The organism is Microcoleus sp. A6-C6 (assembly GCF_036705955.1).
Classification (GTDB): Bacteria; Cyanobacteriota; Cyanobacteriia; order Cyanobacteriales; family Microcoleaceae; genus Microcoleus.
Map to the genome: position 1 here is coordinate 19552 of NZ_JAUBVR010000061.1, position 19458 is coordinate 39009.

General features: G+C 45.2%; 15 protein-coding genes. 8 read left to right on the forward strand and 7 right to left on the reverse strand.

Annotation, left to right across the window (positions count from 1 at the left end):
- The first annotated feature begins 220 nt into the window (after positions 1–220).
- Positions 221–4315: a non-ribosomal peptide synthetase gene (locus QUB52_RS21325; protein WP_332974643.1), complete on the forward strand. Its 4095-nt coding sequence runs from the start codon at positions 221–223 to the stop codon at positions 4313–4315.
- A gap of 289 nt (positions 4316–4604) precedes the next feature.
- Here QUB52_RS21325 and cobS read toward each other — a convergent pair whose 3' ends face one another.
- Positions 4605–5402, reverse strand: coding sequence for an adenosylcobinamide-GDP ribazoletransferase (cobS, locus tag QUB52_RS21330; RefSeq protein WP_265235368.1), 798 nt, complete (start codon positions 5400–5402; stop codon positions 4605–4607).
- 259 nt (positions 5403–5661) lie between these two features.
- On the opposite strand from cobS, the gene QUB52_RS21335 reads away from it, so the two are divergent.
- From QUB52_RS21335 to QUB52_RS21345, 3 genes are all read left to right on the forward strand, one after another.
- Complete coding sequence (locus tag QUB52_RS21335) at positions 5662–6111, forward strand: hypothetical protein (RefSeq protein ID WP_265235369.1); 450 nt, start codon at positions 5662–5664, stop codon at positions 6109–6111.
- Between the two features lie 231 nt (positions 6112–6342).
- Positions 6343–7470, forward strand: coding sequence for a tRNA guanosine(34) transglycosylase Tgt (gene tgt / locus QUB52_RS21340; protein WP_265235370.1), 1128 nt, complete (start codon positions 6343–6345; stop codon positions 7468–7470).
- Between the two features lie 63 nt (positions 7471–7533).
- Complete coding sequence (locus QUB52_RS21345; RefSeq protein WP_006634808.1) at positions 7534–7671, forward strand: photosystem II reaction center protein K; 138 nt, start codon at positions 7534–7536, stop codon at positions 7669–7671.
- Positions 7672–7756: 85 nt separating this feature from the next.
- On the opposite strand, the gene QUB52_RS21350 is transcribed toward QUB52_RS21345, so the two are convergent.
- On the reverse strand, positions 7757–8308 hold the full coding sequence (locus QUB52_RS21350; RefSeq protein WP_265235371.1) for a glutathione S-transferase family protein: 552 nt from the start codon (positions 8306–8308) through the stop codon (positions 7757–7759).
- A 232-nt stretch (positions 8309–8540) separates the two neighbouring features.
- Positions 8541–9116 carry a manganese efflux pump MntP gene (locus QUB52_RS21355; protein ID WP_332969560.1) on the reverse strand — a complete coding sequence of 192 codons (576 nt, stop codon included), beginning with the start codon at positions 9114–9116 and terminating at the stop codon, positions 8541–8543.
- Between the two features lie 197 nt (positions 9117–9313).
- Here QUB52_RS21355 and QUB52_RS21360 point away from each other — a divergent pair, with 197 nt between their 5' ends.
- Together QUB52_RS21360 and QUB52_RS21365 are read left to right on the forward strand one after the other, a co-directional pair.
- Complete coding sequence (locus QUB52_RS21360) at positions 9314–9913, forward strand: cytochrome b/b6 domain-containing protein (protein ID WP_265235373.1); 600 nt, start codon at positions 9314–9316, stop codon at positions 9911–9913.
- A gap of 263 nt (positions 9914–10176) precedes the next feature.
- Complete coding sequence (locus QUB52_RS21365) at positions 10177–11769, forward strand: SDR family NAD(P)-dependent oxidoreductase (protein WP_332974644.1); 1593 nt, start codon at positions 10177–10179, stop codon at positions 11767–11769.
- Between the two features lie 208 nt (positions 11770–11977).
- On the opposite strand, the gene QUB52_RS21370 is transcribed toward QUB52_RS21365, so the two are convergent.
- From QUB52_RS21370 to QUB52_RS21385, 4 genes are all read right to left on the reverse strand, one after another.
- Positions 11978–14374: an ATP-binding protein gene (locus QUB52_RS21370; RefSeq protein WP_332974645.1), complete on the reverse strand. Its 2397-nt coding sequence runs from the start codon at positions 14372–14374 to the stop codon at positions 11978–11980.
- Between the two features lie 450 nt (positions 14375–14824).
- The gene (locus QUB52_RS21375; RefSeq protein WP_265235376.1) at positions 14825–15289 is read right to left on the reverse strand and encodes a hypothetical protein; all 465 of its coding nucleotides are present in this window, start codon (positions 15287–15289) and stop codon (positions 14825–14827) included.
- 190 nt (positions 15290–15479) lie between these two features.
- A complete protein-coding gene (locus QUB52_RS21380; RefSeq protein WP_332974646.1) occupies positions 15480–16040 on the reverse strand; it encodes a sugar O-acetyltransferase in 561 nt (186 codons plus the stop codon).
- A 51-nt stretch (positions 16041–16091) separates the two neighbouring features.
- Positions 16092–16766: an MBL fold metallo-hydrolase gene (locus QUB52_RS21385; RefSeq protein ID WP_321161596.1), complete on the reverse strand. Its 675-nt coding sequence runs from the start codon at positions 16764–16766 to the stop codon at positions 16092–16094.
- A 30-nt stretch (positions 16767–16796) separates the two neighbouring features.
- Here QUB52_RS21385 and QUB52_RS21390 point away from each other — a divergent pair, with 30 nt between their 5' ends.
- Both QUB52_RS21390 and QUB52_RS21395 read left to right on the forward strand, forming a co-directional pair.
- Positions 16797–18269 carry a site-2 protease family protein gene (locus tag QUB52_RS21390; protein ID WP_265235379.1) on the forward strand — a complete coding sequence of 491 codons (1473 nt, stop codon included), beginning with the start codon at positions 16797–16799 and terminating at the stop codon, positions 18267–18269.
- Between the two features lie 372 nt (positions 18270–18641).
- Entirely contained in the window at positions 18642–19241 is a 600-nt protein-coding gene (locus QUB52_RS21395) for a hypothetical protein (RefSeq protein WP_265235380.1), read from the forward strand.
- The last annotated feature ends 217 nt before the right edge of the window (positions 19242–19458 follow it).

A 19458-nucleotide genomic window follows, 5' to 3' on the forward strand; every position in this document is an offset into this window, starting at 1 on the left:
CGTAGCAGTACAAAGTGAACCCAACATAACTTCTGATTGAACCACAGAGGGCGCAGAGCAAGCAGAGAAAAAGGAGAGAAATTCATCGTTCCAATGCTTATCGGATTTGATACCCCTATGATTCTCTCTCTCTGCTTACCTCCTCTCTATGCGCCCTCTGCGCCCTCTGCGGTTAAAAAACATTATCTAGATCAGTTATTCTACTGTTAATTAACATCCCATGAAAACAACCGCAGATATACCACCAACACTAACTGCTATAGACTTCGATCCTTTCGCAGGCGGAGAACTTTTTGCTTGCGTACCCCCCACGGAAGCGCAGAAAGAAATCTGGATTGCCGTGCAAATGGGAAATGAGGCAAATTGTGCTTACAACGAATCGATGTGTTTGCGATTGCAAGGAAACCTCGATCTTGAATCTCTGCGATTTTCCATTCAGGAATTAGTGCAGCGACACGATGCGCTGCGGGCAACATTTAGCCCCGACGGATCGACTCTTTGCGTTGCTGCGTCGATCGCCCTCGATATTCCAACGATTGACTTGTCAATTTTGGACGATCGCGATCGCGAATCGAAATTAGCTTATTTGCGCCGCCAAGAAGTCGATCGCCCATTCAACCTAGTCAGCGGGCCGCTGTTTCGCAGTCAAATTATTAAGCTGCAAGAACAGGAACACATCGTTATTATCACCGGTCACCACATTATTTGCGATGGCTGGTCTTGGGGCATCTTATTTCCCGATTTGGGAGCAATTTACTCTGCCAAAAAGCAAGGATTAGCCGCCAATCTTCCCCAACCAGAAAGTTTTACAGAATACGCAATTTTACAAGAAGCACAGTCAACAAGCACCGAAGTTATTGACGCAGAAGACTATTGGTTAAAGCTTTTTTCCGACACAACTCCGGTGGTGGATTTGCCGACAGACAGACCGCGGCCTGCTTTGAGAACTTACAATGGTTCGCGAGAAGATTGGGAACTAAATCCCGATTTAGTTGCTAACCTCAAACGTCTGGGCAAAAAAGCAGGTTGCAGTTTTTTTACAACTCTCTTTGCTGGTTTTGAAGCATTTATGTACCGCTTGTGCGGCCAAGAGGATTTGATTGTCGGAATGCCGTCAGCCGGACAGTTGTTTGGAGGTCAAGAAAAGCTTGCCGGACACTGTGTCAGTTTGTTGCCCATCCGCAGCCAAATTAACGGCGAACAATCTTTTATCGATTATTTGCGATCGCGCCGGAAAGCGATTTTAGATGCCTGCGAAAGGCAGCAAATCACCTTCGGAACCCTGGTCAAAAAACTAGCCTTAGCCCGAGATTTCAGCCGCATTCCGCTAGTACCTGTAACTTTCAATCTGGACGTGCAGCTTACGGAATCACAACTTAATTTTCCAGATTTTAAAGCTGAAGCTTTCTCGAATCCCAGAACTTGCGAAAATTTTGAATGGGCGGTGAATGCTAGCGAAACCAAAGAAAAATTGGTGCTGGAGTGCCAGTACAACACTAACTTGTTTGACGCAGCTACCATCCAATCTCGCATGGCGGAATTTGAGGAGTTGTTAAAGGCGGTAGTGGCCAATCCAGAATGCCCGCTGCAAAATTTGCTAATTTTGACTGCTGCGGAACGACAAAAAATATTAGTTGATTGGAACAATACTCAAACAAATTATCCCAAATATGCCTGCATTCACGAACTGTTTGAAGTGCAAGCAGAGCAAACTCCCGATGCTGTCGCCTTAGTTTTTGGCGAACAACAGTTAACTTACCAACAGCTAAATTGTCGCGCCAATCAATTAGCACATTACTTGCAAACTTTGGGGGCTGGCCCGGAAGTTTTAATCGGTGTTTGTTTCGATCGCTCTCTGGATGCGATCGTCTCGCTTTTAGCTGTTCTCAAAGCCGGATCTGCTTACCTGCCTTTAGACCCAGCTTATCCCAAAGAGCGCCTGGAATTCATGCTGTCAGATGCCGCCCTATCGGTGCTGTTAACTCAACAGCATTTAACAGAAAAGCTGCCCGATACTGAAGCAAAAATAGTTTGTTTGGAGCAGGTGCGGGAGGAAATCAACACACAAAGTGAGGACAATCTTGCCAATCTCGCGCAGGCGGAAAATCTGGCTTATGTCATGTATACTTCCGGTTCCACAGGCAAACCCAAGGGCGTTTGCGTCGTCCACCGTGGGGTAGTGCGGTTAGTTAAAAACACCGATTATGCCAGCTTCAGCGCCACCGAAGTCTTCCTGCAACTGGCTCCGATTTCCTTTGACGCTTCGACGCTGGAAATTTGGGGGGCGCTGCTTAACGGGGCGCAACTGGTTGTATTTCCGCCAGAAACTCCATCTTTAGCAGAGCTGGGAGAGGCGATTCGCTTATACAATGTGACAATTTTGTGGCTAACCGCCGGACTGTTTCACTTGATGGTGGACGAGCGGATTGAGGATTTAAAAGGTGTGCGGCAACTGTTGGCGGGCGGCGATGTTTTATCCGTTCCCCACGTCCAGAAATTGCTTAGAGAGGCTCCAAAATGCCAATTAATTAACGGCTACGGGCCGACGGAAAATACGACTTTTACTTGCTGTTTTGCGATCGCCCCAGACAGTCAAATTAGCAATTCCGTTCCGATCGGGCGGGCGATCGCCAATACTCAAGTGTACATACTCGATCGCCGCTTGCAGCCAGTGCCGGTCGGCGTTCCGGGCGAGTTGTATGCAGGCGGTGCAGGCTTAGCTAGAGGCTACCTCAACCGCCCGGATTTAACAGCAGAAAGATTCATTCAAAATCCTTTGATCGAGAACGAAGAAGATGGATTGGAAAATGCAGAATATCGATCGATTTCAAGCCTTCTTCCTTCTTCAAATCGCCTTTACAAAACAGGGGATTTAGCCCGCTATCTACCCGACGGTAACATCGAATATCTAGGACGCGCCGACAATCAGGTAAAGATTCGCGGCTTCCGCATTGAAATAGGAGAAATTGAAGCGGTACTCGCCGGACATCTAGATGTGAGTCAAGTGGCGATCGCAGTTCAGTTAGATGCTTCGGGGAATAAATGTCTCGCAGCTTATGTAGTCCCGGGCCCAGGCAAAATTCTCGCCGCCAATACCCTCCGAAGTTTCCTGCAAAAAAGACTGCCAGACTACATGATACCCGCTGGGTTTGCGTTCCTCGATGCTTTGCCATTAAATCCCAACGGCAAAGTTGACCGTCGCGCTTTGGCAAGTCAAAAGTGGCAATCTGCCAGCGTCCCATCCAATGAAACAATTGCTATTGCCCCCCGGGACAAATTAGAACTCCAAGTACAGCAAATTTGGGAACAAGTTTTAGGCATCAATTCAGTTGGCATCAGGGACAATTTCTTCGAGGTGGGAGGACATTCGCTGTTAGCGGCGCGCTTGTTAGCTGAGATTGAAAAAATCTTCGGCAAAAAGCTGCCGCTTTCTGTTATTTTTCAATCGCCAACCGTTGAGCAATTGGCTGATATTCTCCGCGAACCGGAATGGTCTTCACCGTCTCCGTCAATGGTAGTGATTCAACCGGGAACAGGGAGTTACAAACCGCCTCTGTTCTGCATTCACGCGCTCGGCAGGGGATTGGAATTTTACCGTCCTTTGCTGAATCATTTGGAGCAATCGCAGGCTATTTTGGGACTGTCTACCCAGATTATGGACAAAAAACTGGCTCCCCCCAATCGAGTTGAGCAATTAGCAGCTTATTACATCAAAGAAATGCAAATTTTCCAGCCGCATGGGCCTTATTTTCTGTTAGGAGTATCTTTTGGCGGGACAGTAGCTTTTGAGATGGCCAGACAGCTTGATGCCAAAGGTGAAAAGGTAGCTTTGCTGGGATTGTTCGATACCTACGGCCCAGATGTTTTTAAACATTTGCCTCAAATAAAACGCCGTCAACGCGCGATGAAAGTTTTACACCTCACGCCTGGTATATTTTTGCGGAAAGCTCAGAGCAATCTGGCAGGAAAAGTCGAAAGTATTACTAATCAAGCATGGAGGATTTCTTCTAAGTTTTACGAAGCGATGGGTCGTCCGCTGCCGATTTATGCGGAAAACTTATTTCATTCCGATTTAAATAATGAGGCACTGAGACATTACACAACGGGAGTTTATTCTGGTAGAGCGACTATCTTCAAGGCGGTTGAGAGTGCACTGGTGTTTGGTGCCGATCGCGAATTGGGTTGGGGCGAGGTAGTTACTGGAGGAATAGAGATTCACGATATCCCTAGCGACCATTTGGGGATGTTAAAAGAGCCGCACGTTAGGATACTGGCGGAAAAATTGCAGGCCGCGGTCGATCGCGCTCAAGGTTAACATTGGACAATTGACAGTGGACAATTGACAGTAAAAACTCCGAGCTAATTTTCGCTGTGAACTATCAACTATCAACTATCAAATCGTTTCTGGTTGCATCGGAATGATTTAACCACAGAGGGCGCTGAGAACACAGAGGAAGATTAGAGAGAGATGAATACAGGACTATGAAGCGTGGATTTTATATGACTCGATTTTACAATTCCGATGCTACCGGATTTGATATTAATTGTTTAAATCTCCATGCTAAAAACTCGCTGTCAACTGTCAACTGTCAACTGTCAACTGTTTAACCTTCCAATGCCGCCAAAAGACACAGCAACAAAGCCTCCGTCCACTCGACTACAGCACCGTAAGTATCGCCCGTGTGGCCGCCCAAACGGTGGTTAAACCAGGCTCCGACAAAAATTCCGATCGCACTTCCGCCCAAAGCCATCCCCACCGCCAACAGCCACCGATCGCCCGACAAGACAACTTGCAGTACGCTCAAACTCAGCAGCAACAGCACTCCTGGGATAAAATCAAACGGAGAATAAATCGATTCTTTATGAAAAGCTCCCTTACCCTCCGGGCGGAGATAGGGATAACGGGCGATCGCCACCAGTTGCCCCCATCTCCCCCAACCTGCCACACCCATCAAAGCCAGCCACCGATAGTTACTCAAGTCCGAGAGAGCGGCAGTTTTCAGCAGGATGATCGCGATCGCAGCCATCGCCCCAAAAGCCCCTGTAACGCTATCCCGCATCACTTCCAGCCGGCGCACCGGGTCGGGGACGGCCAGCCCGTCCGCCGCGTCCATTGCTCCATCTAGGTGCAGCCCGCCAGTGATGGCAATGCCCAAAACTACTACTAATGCCGATCGAGTCAGAGCAGGCATACCCAACAAATGCAACCCAAGATCTGCCAGTCCCAGCATCCCGCCAATCAAAAGCCCGATCGCCGGAGCCAAGCGAGCAATGCCCCGAAACTCCAAAGTCCAAGACACCGGCACCGGCAAACAAGTATAAAACGCGACTGCGGCTGCAATGGCAGCGCCTTGATTCCGGAAAAAGTCGATTGTAGAGCGAACCAATTTATCATCCACCATAAGATAGAAAATTTTTCATCTGATATGCAGTTGTCAATCCCTTAGCGTGTGCCAGAATTGGAGCTGTAACACCCTAGTTTTTTGGATCGGGCATTCCTCCTGTCCGAGATATTTTCCCCGGAAAACCTCTGCCGGCAGCGATCCCGAAGCTCCGTATCTAAAATGACTAAACTGAAGATCCGCGTTTCCCTTCCCAAGAATTCTAGCTAACTCCCTGATTTCCAAGACGGGAACATACTACAACAGAGGCTTTTAATCCATGAGTCACGACCAATTGAATAACAGGGTAGTTGCTCCTTGCATCATCGATACAGGCATTGTCGTCAACAAGCGCGATATCAAAAGATTGCTGTTTGATTTAGGACGTGTCCGCTACCTTCACATCCAAGATGGCAAGATTTACAGCGAAGGAGAAGGTTATGTGCTCGAAGTCTTCGCCAACCCCCACCGTTCTACCCTGATTGCCAACCATGCGCTTTATTTGAACGTGTATAGTTTTGATTACCTAGAACTGAAACAGTCCCCTGATGAGGGTGCTTATTTTGACCTGATTCAAGACGGAAGACAGTTGCGTTTAATTCCCCTCTCCAATCCTTTGCAAGAGCAAGTCGCCCGGAATTTGGATGCTGCGGCTTTGGATGCGGTTGTAGATCAGGTACTCTCAGGCAACTGGGATCTGCAATTAGATGAGGATGATTCTCCGTTTTAATCACCAGTCAGTCGATTTTAGATTTTAGATTTTAGATTTTAGATTTTAGATTCACTCTACAGATGAATCTGGGAGATTAAATTTTGGTCTAAAATTTTTGGGCATCTATGAGAGGAGTCCGGGCTGGTCTCGGTTTTTTGGGCCCCGTCATGGGTTTTTTGTCTCAATCTCAACAACAATAGATTAGATAACACGGACTGCCCAGTAGCGGTTAAGCATCGACGGAGACTAATGACTGAAGACAACGGGAGATTTTCTTTTAAGTGTGAGGCTAACTGTAGCCATACCCAAGCACGTGCAGGGGTTTTTAGCACTCCCCACGGTATTGTGGAAACGCCTAAATTTATGCCCGTGGGGACGCTGGCTAATGTCAAAACGTTGACCCCGGCACATCTAGAAGACGCGGGAGCTCAAATGGTTTTGGCGAATACTTATCACTTGCACTTGCAGCCGGGGGAACGAATTGTCGCGGGCGCGGGCGGATTGCACAAATTTATGGCTTGGCCTGGCCCGATTCTGACGGATTCGGGCGGCTTTCAGGTGTTTAGCTTGAGCCAAATGCGGACTATTTCGGAGAATGGGGTGACTTTTCGAGCCCCCCGCGATGGCCGTATCATTAATTTGACACCGGAAAAGTCGATCGAGATTCAGAACGAGTTGGGCGCTGACGTGATTATGGCCTTTGACGAGTGTCCGCCCTACCCCGCTACACGGGACGAGGTGGAGGCCGCGACAAATCGCACTTACCGCTGGCTGCAACGCTGTATGCAAGCTCACTCGCGCCCGGATCAAGCTTTGTTCGGCATCGTGCAGGGGGGCGTTTTCCCAGATTTGCGATCGCGCGCGGCAAACCAGTTGGTAGACTTAGATTTGCCCGGTTATGCGATCGGCGGGGTTAGCGTCGGAGAATCGGGGGATTTGATCGCAGAGATTGTCAGAGTTACTGCGCCCCTGTTGCCGGCAAATAAGCCCCGTTATTTGATGGGAATTGGCACCTATCGCGAAATGGCGCTGGCTGTGGCGAGTGGCGTAGATATGTTTGACTGCGTGATTCCGACTCGACTGGGGCGTCACGGGACGGCTTTTGTGCGCGGGGAACGCTGGAATTTGAAAAATGCTCGGTTTCGGGAGGATTTTGCTCCCCTGGATGAGTCTTGTCCTTGCTATACCTGCCAAAAATTCAGTCGGGCTTATTTGGCGCATTTGGCGCGGGCTAAGGAAGCACTCAGCTATACTTTGCTGGCGCTGCACAACGTCACGGAGTTGATTCGCTTTACTGGGAGGATGCGGGAGGCGATTTTGGCCGATCGATTTACCGAAGAGTTTGCCCACTGGCTGACACCGAGTGTCGATCGATAATGATTGCCTTGGGTGAAGATATGCGACAATTATGAAAATTCTGTTGGATAGGTAGGTTGATTCATGGAAGCTGCATTACTCTTAGCAAAACTGCCCGAAGCTTATTCGATTTTTGAGCCTTTGGTTAATGTTTTGCCGGTCATTCCCGTGTTTTTCTTGCTGCTGGCTTTTGTCTGGCAAGCGGCTGTCGGGTTCAGATAAGTTTCATTTCATTAAAAATCAGGGGCAATTCACCAATTGCCCCTGATTTTAGCTGTTAAGTTTTGTTTCGTTCTGCTTTATGGCTTCAGCTACCGATCGCACTTTTAAATGCCGGTCTTTCCGAAATCCGCTTGATGTAATCTACCACAGCCGGATAAGCACTGAGGTCAAGTTTTAGCATCATCGGAATGTAGGCCAACATTGAGCCGACAGCAGCGTCAGCGACACCGAATTCATCGCCCATTAAAAACTGCTGTTTCTCGAAGATGCGATTTAACGGTTCTAACATTTTCGGGGTTTCGCGTTCCCGGCTGGCTTCGACAAATATTCCCGGCCCCAGGGTGGCGTTAGCAAAGATCACCCACTGCACAACTTGAGCTTGCTGCTCCAAAGTTTCGGGCATTTTACCATATTTTTGAGCTAAATACAGCAAAATTGCGCCGGATTCCCAAAGTTTAAAATCTCCGTCCACAATTGCCGGTACTTTGCCGATCGGGTTAATTTCAAGAAACTCTGGCTGCAAGTGTTCCTCTGCTTGCATATCCAGCATGACAAATTCGTAGGGAACCGCTATTTCTTCGAGATACCACTTGACAATTGAGGCCCTGCTGCGAGCTCCGCCGTAAAGTTTGAGCACTTAATTTTTGTCCTTTAATGCAATATTTCTGTTATACCATTTTTTGGTCAGTTGACAGTTGTCAGTTGACAGTTGACAGTTGTTAGTTGACAGTTGACAGTTGATAGTTGATAGTTGTTAGTTGTTAGTTGTTAGTTGATAGTTGTTAGTTGATAGTTGTTAGTCAGTATCTAATGACTACTGCTCACTGTCAACGGCCCACTGCCCACAGACAACTGTCAACTATCAACTGTCAACTGACTAATGGCACTTCTGTCAAGTGCAGAAACAAGATTCTACTGCCAATAAAAATCAAAATTGCTCCGCCCAAAATTTCAATTTTATTAGCAAACAAATTGCCGCACTTGTGACCGACAAACACACCAGCAAAGGCTAAAAAGAAAGTAATAAATCCGATCGCAGTCACCGCCGGAGCAATAGAATCTTTCAGAACCGCAAATCCGATACCAACGGCGAGGGCATCGATACTCGTCGCCACCGACAGCGTTATCAAAGTCCCCGTATCTAAGGGATTAAATTTTTTCTGGCATTCTTCAATTTGCAGCGATTCATAAATCATTTTACCGCCAATGAAACTCAAAAGGCCAAAAGCGATCCAATGGTCGATCGCAGATATCAAAAAACTGAAAGTCAGCCCGATAGACCATCCGATTATGGGCATCACAGCTTGAAATCCACCGAAAAACAAGGCGATTTTTAAAGCTTTATTAACCTTCATATGTTTAATTGCTGTGCCGCTCGAAACAGCCACAGCAAAAGCATCTGCTGCTAGTCCCAAGGAAAGGAAGACGGTAGTGGCTGCATCCATTTTTGTAAACTGTTAGATGTTATAGGGAAAGTATTTCTCTTGACTGTTTTACTTTACACTAAACTTTGATAAAAATAGGTTTTTCTCATAATCCATTCATTTTTTTATCACATTTGTTTCACAATTTTCGGGGATTGAAAAAATCCGCCTTTAGCTGTATTATATGAAAGACTATCGATCGCATAGCAAAATTGAGAATGCCGCCATCTAAACCGTATCAGCCATTGCTGCTCAGATTACTGCACGGGCTTAATGCTGCGATCGCCCTTTTAGCAATTTTGACCGCATTTCTGGTGTACAACACCTATGACGGGCGGTTCGGCAAAGTGCCCGTGCCTCGAATTGCAGATATTATCGGGATTCACGGCACTTTTGGTAAGATGTTGCTGCTAGGAGTCATGCCGACTTTTGCATTGTACAGTTTCCTCGCAGGTAAAAAACGCTTGGTGCAGCCGGATTCTTTTGGGAAACTAACTCAGTTGGGAAAGCCTATTTGGTGGTATAGTTTGCACCGGATCGTGAATACGTTGATGTTGTTAGCGCTTACTTTTGCGATCGCCTCTGGGAGTATGGTTAAGGAAGAATGGCTACCGGCTGGAGATTTGACCCAGGTTTGGTATTATTTGCACATTTCTGGTTGGGCGGTATTAGTTTTTTGTCTGCTAATGCACTTGTTGATGAGTGCAAAGGTGGGGGGTTTACCGCTAATTTTGTCGATGTTTGATGTCGCGTACCGCCGGGAGGATTCGCCGGCGGCTTGGTGGCGCAAAATTCGCTCTTTAGTCGATCGCCCTTAATCGAGAACCGCCATTAATTGTGCATTATTATTTCTGGTAAAATTGCCACGGACTAAACTATTTAACAGGTGCTCATGTACTAGGAAATGTTAACTTTGCCACCCTGCTAAATCAGCATCCGATTAAGCAGGTTATGATTTTTGTGCTTTGTCAGGCTATAAAACCCGCGAAACGATTCCAGGAAATGTGATAGCCTTCCTGAAAAATTAGGACGCGAACCGTAATATAATAACTCTCAAGAACATCAAAAAATCAATTAATTTATGCAAGTTTGTCTCGTTACTGGTGGTAATTCCGGTGTGGGTTTAATGACATCTTTAGGTTTAGCTAAATTGGGATATCATGTCTTTATTGCTTGTCGTTCCCAGAAAAAAGCGACAAAAGCGATCGCATATATTCGTGAAACTACCGGAAATCCCAATATAGAATATTTACCCTTAAATCTGGCCTCATTAGAGTCTGTGCGTCACTGTGTTAAACTATTTCAATACAGAAATTTGCCCTTACATATCCTCGTCAATAATGCCGGAATCTTCGACGGAAGAGGAGTCACTAAAGAAGGATTTGAGTTAATTTGGGGAACCAATTATTTAGGTCATTTTCTCCTCAGTTATTTATTATTAGATAAATTAGAAAAATCCGCCCCAAGTCGCGTGATTATAGTATCCTCAGATTTAGCATTGAAACCCACTCGAATTAAGTGGGATTTATTCGTTAAAGAAACACCCTTAAATTTTATTGAATTATATAACCAGTCAAAACTTTGTCTATTGCTTTTAACCAGACAACTTGCCCAAAAATTAACGCTGGTAACAGTTAACGCGGTTCATCCGGGTTTTGTACAATCTAATATTACCATCGGTCATAGTTTGAGTAAATATCTCGGTTTAGGAATTAGTCCAGAAAAGGGAGCTTATAGTAGTCTATTATGTGCAAATTCTCCTGAATTTGAATCAATAACAGGTAAATTTTTAGGTCTAACAGGACAAGAAATAACATTGCCTCCATTAGCACAAAATAATGATTTATGTCAAGAGTTATGGGAAAAAAGTTTATTATGGACTGGCTGTAGTCAAGCCGTCGAGAAAGATAGAATTAATCATGATGCTACTGATGGGATATGGGGGCCTTATGCTCTCAACTTAAATCAGGATGAAGTGACGACTATTTGCGATCGTATTTTTAAGGAAGTTTTACCAAAACCGCCCATTAAAATTTTATTGACTCAGGCATTAAAAGCCCTTTTGAGGTTACAATTTGGTTCACTTATGTTGATGGTCATTCAATGTTACCAACGCCAATTTTATATGGAAAGACATTTAGATTCTGCTGCGGTGTTGCACCTGTGTCAAGATGAGAATTTATTGAAAATACTGACAGCTTATTTAGGGGATAATTTGAAATTATGGCGATCGGAATTATGGGTGAATTATCCCTCACGTCAATTGATTCCTTTTTGGCATCGAGATATTTATCCTAATTTACTTACCGGGGATGGAAAAACGATTAATATTTATATTGGTTTAACAGAAGTGACGGAGACAAACGGGTTTGAATATATCCCGAAAAGTGAACTCGAAAAGTGTGAAGTTACCATCACCGATCCTTTTAGTGGGAATCATTTTTTTCGAGTTCCCAAGGAAGTAGAAGAAAACGCGAACGCGGTAGTTTTAAAACCGGGTGAGTTTATTTTATTTACGGATCAACTTGTACATCGTTCTATTTATAATAGAAGTGGTAAAGTGCGTCTTTCTTTAACATTACGAGTCGCCCAACCGAGTATAAAAATTTTATCCGGTTACACTTCTAATTATCAGCAACCTGTCACAATGGGTAAGAGTTCAGTTGACAGTTGACAGTTAACAGTTGACAGTTGACAGTTGACAGTTGACAGTTGACAAGCAGAGCCTCCTTTTACTTCCGAGATTATAGAAGAAAGGACTATAGGATCTGTTTAAGTTATTAACTTTTCGTGCCTAATGACGATGTACCTGTTCTTTTCAATGGACGATAAAAAAAAATGTTCTAGTAAGCTTTTTTGTAAATGGTATTAGTGAAGGTAGTTCAAAATATCGGCAATTCTATGATAAATTCAGCACCACCGCCCGTTTGAGATTGACTTTGAGATTGCACTGGAGATTGAACTTTCATGCGCCCGCCGTGCAATTCTACAATAATTTTATAGCAAACCGACAGCCCCAATCCTGTAAAATTTTTCAAGGATTTAGTATGGTAAAACGGGTCAAAGATTCTCTGTTGAATTTCCGGTGGAATTCGAGAACCGTTGTGGGCGATCGATACTGCAATAAATCTGCCTGTAGAATGCTCGACAATATCTGTTTTAATTGTAATAGTTTGATTGAATTTGTCAAGACTGTTAATAGCATCAATCGCATTACTGAGGATATTAGCGAAGACTTGGCTGAGTTGACCGGGATAACACAAAATTGGCGGCAGGTTGCTGTATTCCTTGACTATTAATATTTTTTGATCTAGCCGATGAGCGAGCAATAGCAGAATATTGTCGATGCTTTCGTGAAGGTTGGCGCGTTCTTTGTTGTCTTCGTCAGGAAGTGAAATGTTCCGTAAAGCCAGGACTATCTGGCGAATGCGATCGGTTCCTATTTTCAGAGAGTTGAGAATTTGTGGCAAGTCTTCGCTGATAAAATCTAGGTCGAAGGTTTCTATTTCTTTGGCAATTCGCGGCACTGGTTGGGGATATTGTTCGCGATAGAGGCGAATTATCTTGAGCAAATATTTTATATAATCGTTGACGTGAATCAGGCGACCGTAAATAAAGTTAATTGGGTTGTTAATTTCCTGGGCAATTCCGGCGGCGAGTTGACCGACTATTGTCATTTTTTCGCTTTGTACTAAATGCTCTTCGGTTCTTCTGAGTTGGGCTAATACTTCTTCTAAAAGTTTGAGTTCTTGTTGAATTTGCCCGTGGAGTTGGGATTGGGAAATTGCGATCGCCAGTGAGTCTGCAATTGTTTCCAAAACTTCCACTTCGTCGGGACTTGCAAACCGCCGATTAGCACAGGCGAACAGATATCCCAGCCGATTAGTCTGAGTCAGTACGGGTACTGCTGCGTAGTGGTTGTCTGTGAGTTCGAGATGCGTTGCTTCCTGAGAGCCTGTGGCATCGGGGGCGGAGGTTTTCTTGAGAAGTATCGTTTCGCACCGATGCAGCCTTGCTGCTAAATCTCCAGAGGGCCCTGTTTGGGCACCGAAGATTCCCAAGCGCCCTGGTAAACCTTGCCGGCAATATTCCCAGCAAAATTCTACAGTATCGTGTCGGGGGTCGTACCAGCCGAAAATTGCTCGATCGAGCTTTAGCAAGGTACCGAGTCCGTCTATTGTAGTTTGCAGGATGCGATCGAGCGGCAAGCCAGCACGAATGCGGCTAGTCAAGCGGTGGATCATGGCTTCTGTGCGAGTGCGGATGCAATTTTCGGCAAACAGCTTCAGTGCTACAATTGCTGCCAAAATAGCTGCGGCGAAGAGTCCGGCGGTAGCTGCTGCTAATATGTTTAAGGCGAACAGTTCTTTTTCGAGATTGTCGCTGGGAATTACTAGGGCGATCGACCATTCAGCTTGTTCTAAGGGAAGATAGGCAACATAAACTCTGGCGTCGTTGATTTGAGTTAGTACAATGCCCGTTTTTTGATAAACCATCTCCCGGACTACATTCGCCAAATTAGTATCTGCGGACTCTAAAAGACTGGGAGCGGCTTTGTCAATATTTCCCATTAACCGAGCGTCGGGATAGACAATTGGCACTCCTTGAGAATTCAGTACAAAAGCGTAAGTTCCCGCCTCATATTCCAGCTTTCCTACTACTTCCGCAATTCGATCGATGCTAATGACACCGTTCATTACTCCGATCGGCTTTTTTGGTCTTTTCTCCAGAGCATTTGACCACACCGGAGCCGAAATAGGAACAATACTTTGTTGTTTGAGCGTGCGAGAAATGGTAGGATCTGAAACATAGACTTGTCCAGCCATTGCCTTTTTGAAGTGTTGGCGATCGCTAACATTAATCAAAGCTCTGCCAAATTTTGTGGTAAAATAAGAACCGTCGGGTTCAATTAATGCGAAATGCTTGAAGTCTGACAGTCGAATTACTTCCGATTTTAAATAAGGCCCTGCCACTGACCAATTCATCGATCGCACCGGAGGAGTGTTGGCGAGGGTTTCGATCTCATTTTTTATCGTGCCAATCCAGCGATCGATCTTGTTACCGCGCTCCTTAACTTCTAACAAAGCATTTCGCTCTAAATTTTTGATAATCAAGCGGCGAACGCTTTGATAGCTGATACAACCAGCGATGCTAGCTGCCAGAATTGTTACACCCAAAATTAACAACGCGATTTTGTAGCGAAGATCGTATTTGCCCTTAAATCTCGCTGGCAATAGTTGAGTTAATTTCCACCACTTTACTTTCGCAAAGCTTCTCATGGTTTGACCAATTTGTGAGATTGAAATTCTCAGCTCACCTGCGATGAACTCGCCCGCCTGCTAGTAGTCTGAAACTACTACCATTCAAAAATTGCCGGGATTTTTGATTTTTTTTCCCGCAGGCCTGCTCACCTTGTTAAACTGGAATACAATTTTACCATGTTTTTGAGAAATTCAAAAAAAGATTAACTTGTTGATATTTTTACCAATACTTGTTAATAATTCATCTAAGGTGTGGACTGGGCACCCTAAGTTAAAATTTAGCGTTTTTATTAATAAAATCTTGATTAGGTAAGGTGCGGACGGCGCACCCTACCTTGAAATATTTGGCTTTTGCCTTAATCATAAAATATCAAAAGTTTTGAGTTATTAATGAAGAAAAAACTTATTAAAATTTTAATTCAAATCTCAAAACTTTTTTCGCTAAATTGATGCTGTTGGGCGATTTGTTTAAAGAACCTTGTGAGTGTGTTCGTGCTGTTTCACATTGTCTTCAGTGCGAATGACGCGCTCGGTGTTCAGCACTCTTTTGCGTTCTAAAGAATAAGAAAAGTCGTTGCGAACTGTTCCCTGGGGAATGTGAACTTGAGCTTCGGGGCGGATTTTGTAAGTGCGGGCTGCGGCGATCGCCCGAAAGCCAAATTCTTCGCTAAACTGAGCTTCGGCGGGGAATTCCGGCAGCCTTTGGGGTGATTCGCCGTCGAACACCGATCCTAAAGTCGTCCCCCAAGCCATTTCATAAGATGTGGGAATTCCCTTGACAATTGCTTCCAAAGCTGCTGAGGGGATAGGTTCGATTACTTTTACTTGATGAACTTCGCCTTCTTCTTTGATGAAGCAGGTGGCTAAACCTACTGCTATGTAGTCGTCGGTGCCGAGTTCTGGTGCGTTGGGATAAACTGTTGCAGTCGTCATAAGAAAAGCTTGGTAGTGGGGAAACCGGGAGGAAGAAAGTAAGCGATTTGAGATTAGAGATTTGAGATTTTTGCCACGGATTTTTCCGGGGGATTTTACCTGAAAAATCTCAAACTGGCGGTTCTAATCTCTAAAATTGTTGTGTGAAGCTCCAAAGAGCCGATCGCGCCAGTGAGTCGATCGTACCACATCAAGGTAAATGCCGGATGATGCGGCAAGGATTCCCCGCAGCCACGACGTTTGCGGGAATATCTTTGACAACAACGCTACCTGCGCCGATCGTGCTATTGTCGCCAATAGTGACTCCTGGGCAAATAATACTGCCGCCGCCAATCCAAACATTATTACCAATATTAATTTCAGCGGCGAGCTCTCGGCCAGAAAGTCTAATTTCCGGATCGGTGGGATGAAAAGCAGTGTAAATTTGCACGTTAGGGGCGCACAGCAAATTTTCGCCGATGTTAACTCGATTGCAGTCGAGAATCACGCAGCCAAAATTCATGTACAATCCGTTTCCCGCATAAATATTGCTGCCGTAGTCGCAGTAAAAAGGCGGCTCGATCTCAATTTTCGGGCCGATTGCACCAAACAATTCGGCAAGGATTTCTAACCGTTTGTCTGGTTCATCTTCGTGAGTAGAATTGTAGATTCTGGAGAGGCGGCGGGCTCGCTGGCGTTCTGCAATTAATTGCTCATCCGCAGCTAAATACAATTCGCCGGCGAGCATTTTTTGTTTTTCGGTTTTTTCCATAATCATCGGCGGTAATAATCGCCGGCATCAGATCACACCTAGGGTTTTATTTTAGGGTTCGGGCTGGGAGTGCAAACAAACGGCTAAATCCAGATTGGTTAATTGCTCAAAAGCTCGATCGATCGATCCTTTTCCTCGCAAAAAGCCAGTATTCGCAGCGGGGCAGATATATTGCAGAGTCGAAGGCGAAAATCGATCGATAATTGACTGCACATTGTTAATTTGCCGCGGCCAGTGAAAAGTTTTTGGCGTTCTCTGCGGTACCGGGGCGCCTTCTCGATTGGGAAGCAAGTGTCTGCCGGTAAACAACACTCCACCACTGCCAGTATCATAAAGGCAAGATGAACCAGGAGAGTGGCCAGGAGTCCAAAATGCTTTTAGGCGATCGCTCACAGCAAATTCTCGCTCAAAAACCGTCAGCTTCAATCCAGGGAGCAAATAAGCTTCCTGCTCTTGAATCAGGATATCGCAGCCCGTGGCTTCCTGAATCTCCCGCGCCTTGGCGATCGCGCCGCGGTGGGTGAGAAACAGCAGCCGCACGCCGCCGTTTTCCCGCAAAAAGGCTTGATTAATCTCATCCCAAGCGGGACAATCCACCAGGATGTTCGATTCGTTTTCTACAATGAAATAAGCTGTCGCACCCAGGGTATCCCGGTGAGGTGGGAAAGCAAAGATATTTGCCAGCACTAGCCTGGGCTGTTTGGAGACTGAACTCTGTTGTTTCAAGGAACTATTGAGAGGCATGGAATAAATATTATGTTCTTTTTACTATGGTTGCTCGTATTGGGGTTTATATCTTACTACTTGTTACAGAGCAGCACCAGCCGCATTACACGAACCCCGGTATGGCTGCTGTGGCTGGTAATGATGGCGCCGGCGCTGATTTGGGGCGGTTGGCTTTTAGTTAACGGCGCCAGCAAAACAGTACCGCCGGAGTTGGTAATTATACCTTTTCTGGTTTGCCCTTTTTTGTACTGGTTTTTGGTACAGTTGGGGCGCAAGGAAATTATCGGCTCCACTGAAACGCTCTTAGCAGGCTCTGCGACTGAACCGAAAGAGCCAAAACTGCCTCTGCGCCCGATCGATTCCGAGGAAGAAGCGAGCTTGCGCGATTGTTTTCCTTGGTCAATTTACTTTTTGCGAGATTTAGAATTTCGGCCACAGGCTGTAATTTGTCGCGGACAGTTACGCACGAACCCGGAGGCTGCTTATCAGACGATTCGGGAGAATGTGGAGCGGCATTTTGGCGATCGCTTTTTAGTCATATTTCAAAACAGCTTAAGCGGTAAACCTTTTTTTGCCATAGTTCCCAATCCCAGCCACCAATCCGGGGAAACTCCGGTAAAAACCGAATCTGTAACCAGGCCATTTTTTGCCTTAGCTTTGGTGCTGATTACGGTATTTACTACTACGATTGTCGGAGCGCAAATTGCCGGAGTTACTGAAAAAATTTTGCAGTCCAACCCGTCAATGTTGCTCCAGGGTTTGCCCTATTCCCTGGCTCTGATTGCAATTTTGGGAATGCACGAATCCGGCCACTATTTAGCTGCCAAATTCCACAAAATTCGCACAACTTTACCTTATTTTATTCCCATTCCTTTTTTCTTAGGAACTTTTGGCGCTTTCATTCAAATGCGGAGTCCAATCCCCAACCGCCGAGCTTTATTTGACATCAGTATTGCCGGCCCATTTGCAGGTTTAATTGTGGCAGTGCCGTTGTTGATTTGGGGTTTGGATCATTCGACAATTGTACCATTATCTGAAAAGTCGGGAATGTTGAATTTTGAGTCTTTCAGTCCGCAATTTTCGCTGCTAATGACTCTGTTGAGCAAGTTAACCTTGGGCGCTGCTTTGAATGCGGAAACTGCGATTAATTTGCATCCGGTAGCGGTGGCGGGTTATTTGGGTTTGATCGTGACGGCGTTTAATTTGATGCCGGTGGGACAATTCGACGGCGGGCACATCGTACACGCGATGTTTGGCCAAAAAGCGAGTATGGCGATCGGGCAATTTGCCAGAATTTGTATGCTGCTGCTGTCTTTTTTGGAGCAGGGTTTGCTGCTGTGGGCAATTATTTTGTTTTTGACGCCCCTCAGCGACGAACCGGCGTTGAATGATGTCAGCGAATTGGACGATAGGCGAGATTTTTTGGGGTTACTGGCGATCGGGCTTTTGTTAATTATTTTGTTGCCAGCGCCCAAGATACTCGTTCAGTGGTTAAATGTTTAGAAGTCATTAGTCATTAGTCATCAGTTATCAGTCATCACGAAAAAGGAAGAAGCAAAAAGCAAGAATGAAGAAGTCATAAGTTATCAGTAGTTATCAGTCATCACGAAGAAGGAAGAAGGAAGTCGGATTTAGTTATCGATCGTCGCGAGAGATGGAAGAAAAGACAGGTTCACAAATTCTGCAATGGTTGCTATATTAGGACTTACACAGGGGGGTGAGACACCCGGTTTCTTCCTAGACGCTAGCAAACCAAGATTTATCGCAGAAACCGGGTTTCTTTGGTGTAACTTTTGCATCCAAGCAAGTTGGGCGTTTTTCAACTCGCTTTCTATCTCAAAGTGATGTTTATTTTCACCGACTTCTTTGAGAAATATGTCCTACAACTCCTTCACTTTCCAACAATTAAAAGATCGGTTTGGATTGGAGCTATCACTCGATCCGATTTTGAGTACCAAAATTATTCCTTTAGAACCATCTCAATGGCTTTGGAGAACTCTTGAAATTAGTTCTAACACTGCTGTAACAACGGCAAAAGAACGTTCGGAACGGATTATTTCTCCTGTTTTGTTAGAGGTGGGGGAAAAAAATAACAAACAATTTTCTATCTTTTCCGGTTGGGCATTTGATGTAGATATTTCTCAGGGATTGAATGGAGAATGCGACTTTCTACTATCTGGCGTGTCGTTGGATTTTGAAATCAAAGTTCCGTTTTTTACAGCCAGACAAACGAAAGGCGGAGAAATAGAATCTTGTCTGCCACAGTGTGCCGCACAAATGGTGGCAGCTCAGTTATTTAACCAACGCAAACAAAATTCAATCCCTGCTGTATTTGGCTGCGTAACTTCGGGGGTAGTCTGGCGGTTTCTTAAATTAGAAGGAAATAATTTAATTATTGATGATGATGTTTATTATCTCGATAATCTTCCTCTGCTTTTAGGGGTTTTGCAAAAAATTGTTAATTTATACCAATAATCTAAGAACTCTCGTAAAATAGGTTTGTAGTCAGGACTTCACCAAAAAACGAGAGGGAAGCCCCGGGCTTTAGACATGAGGAGGAACTCGGTAGCGGTTTCAACCGCCTTCAATTTTTTTTTGTATTGGTTGTTTTGTATGCATACTTTACCCTGGAATTGCGAATACTATGCTAATATAAACCAAGGAGGAAAACAGAATGTATGGATGCCAGCAA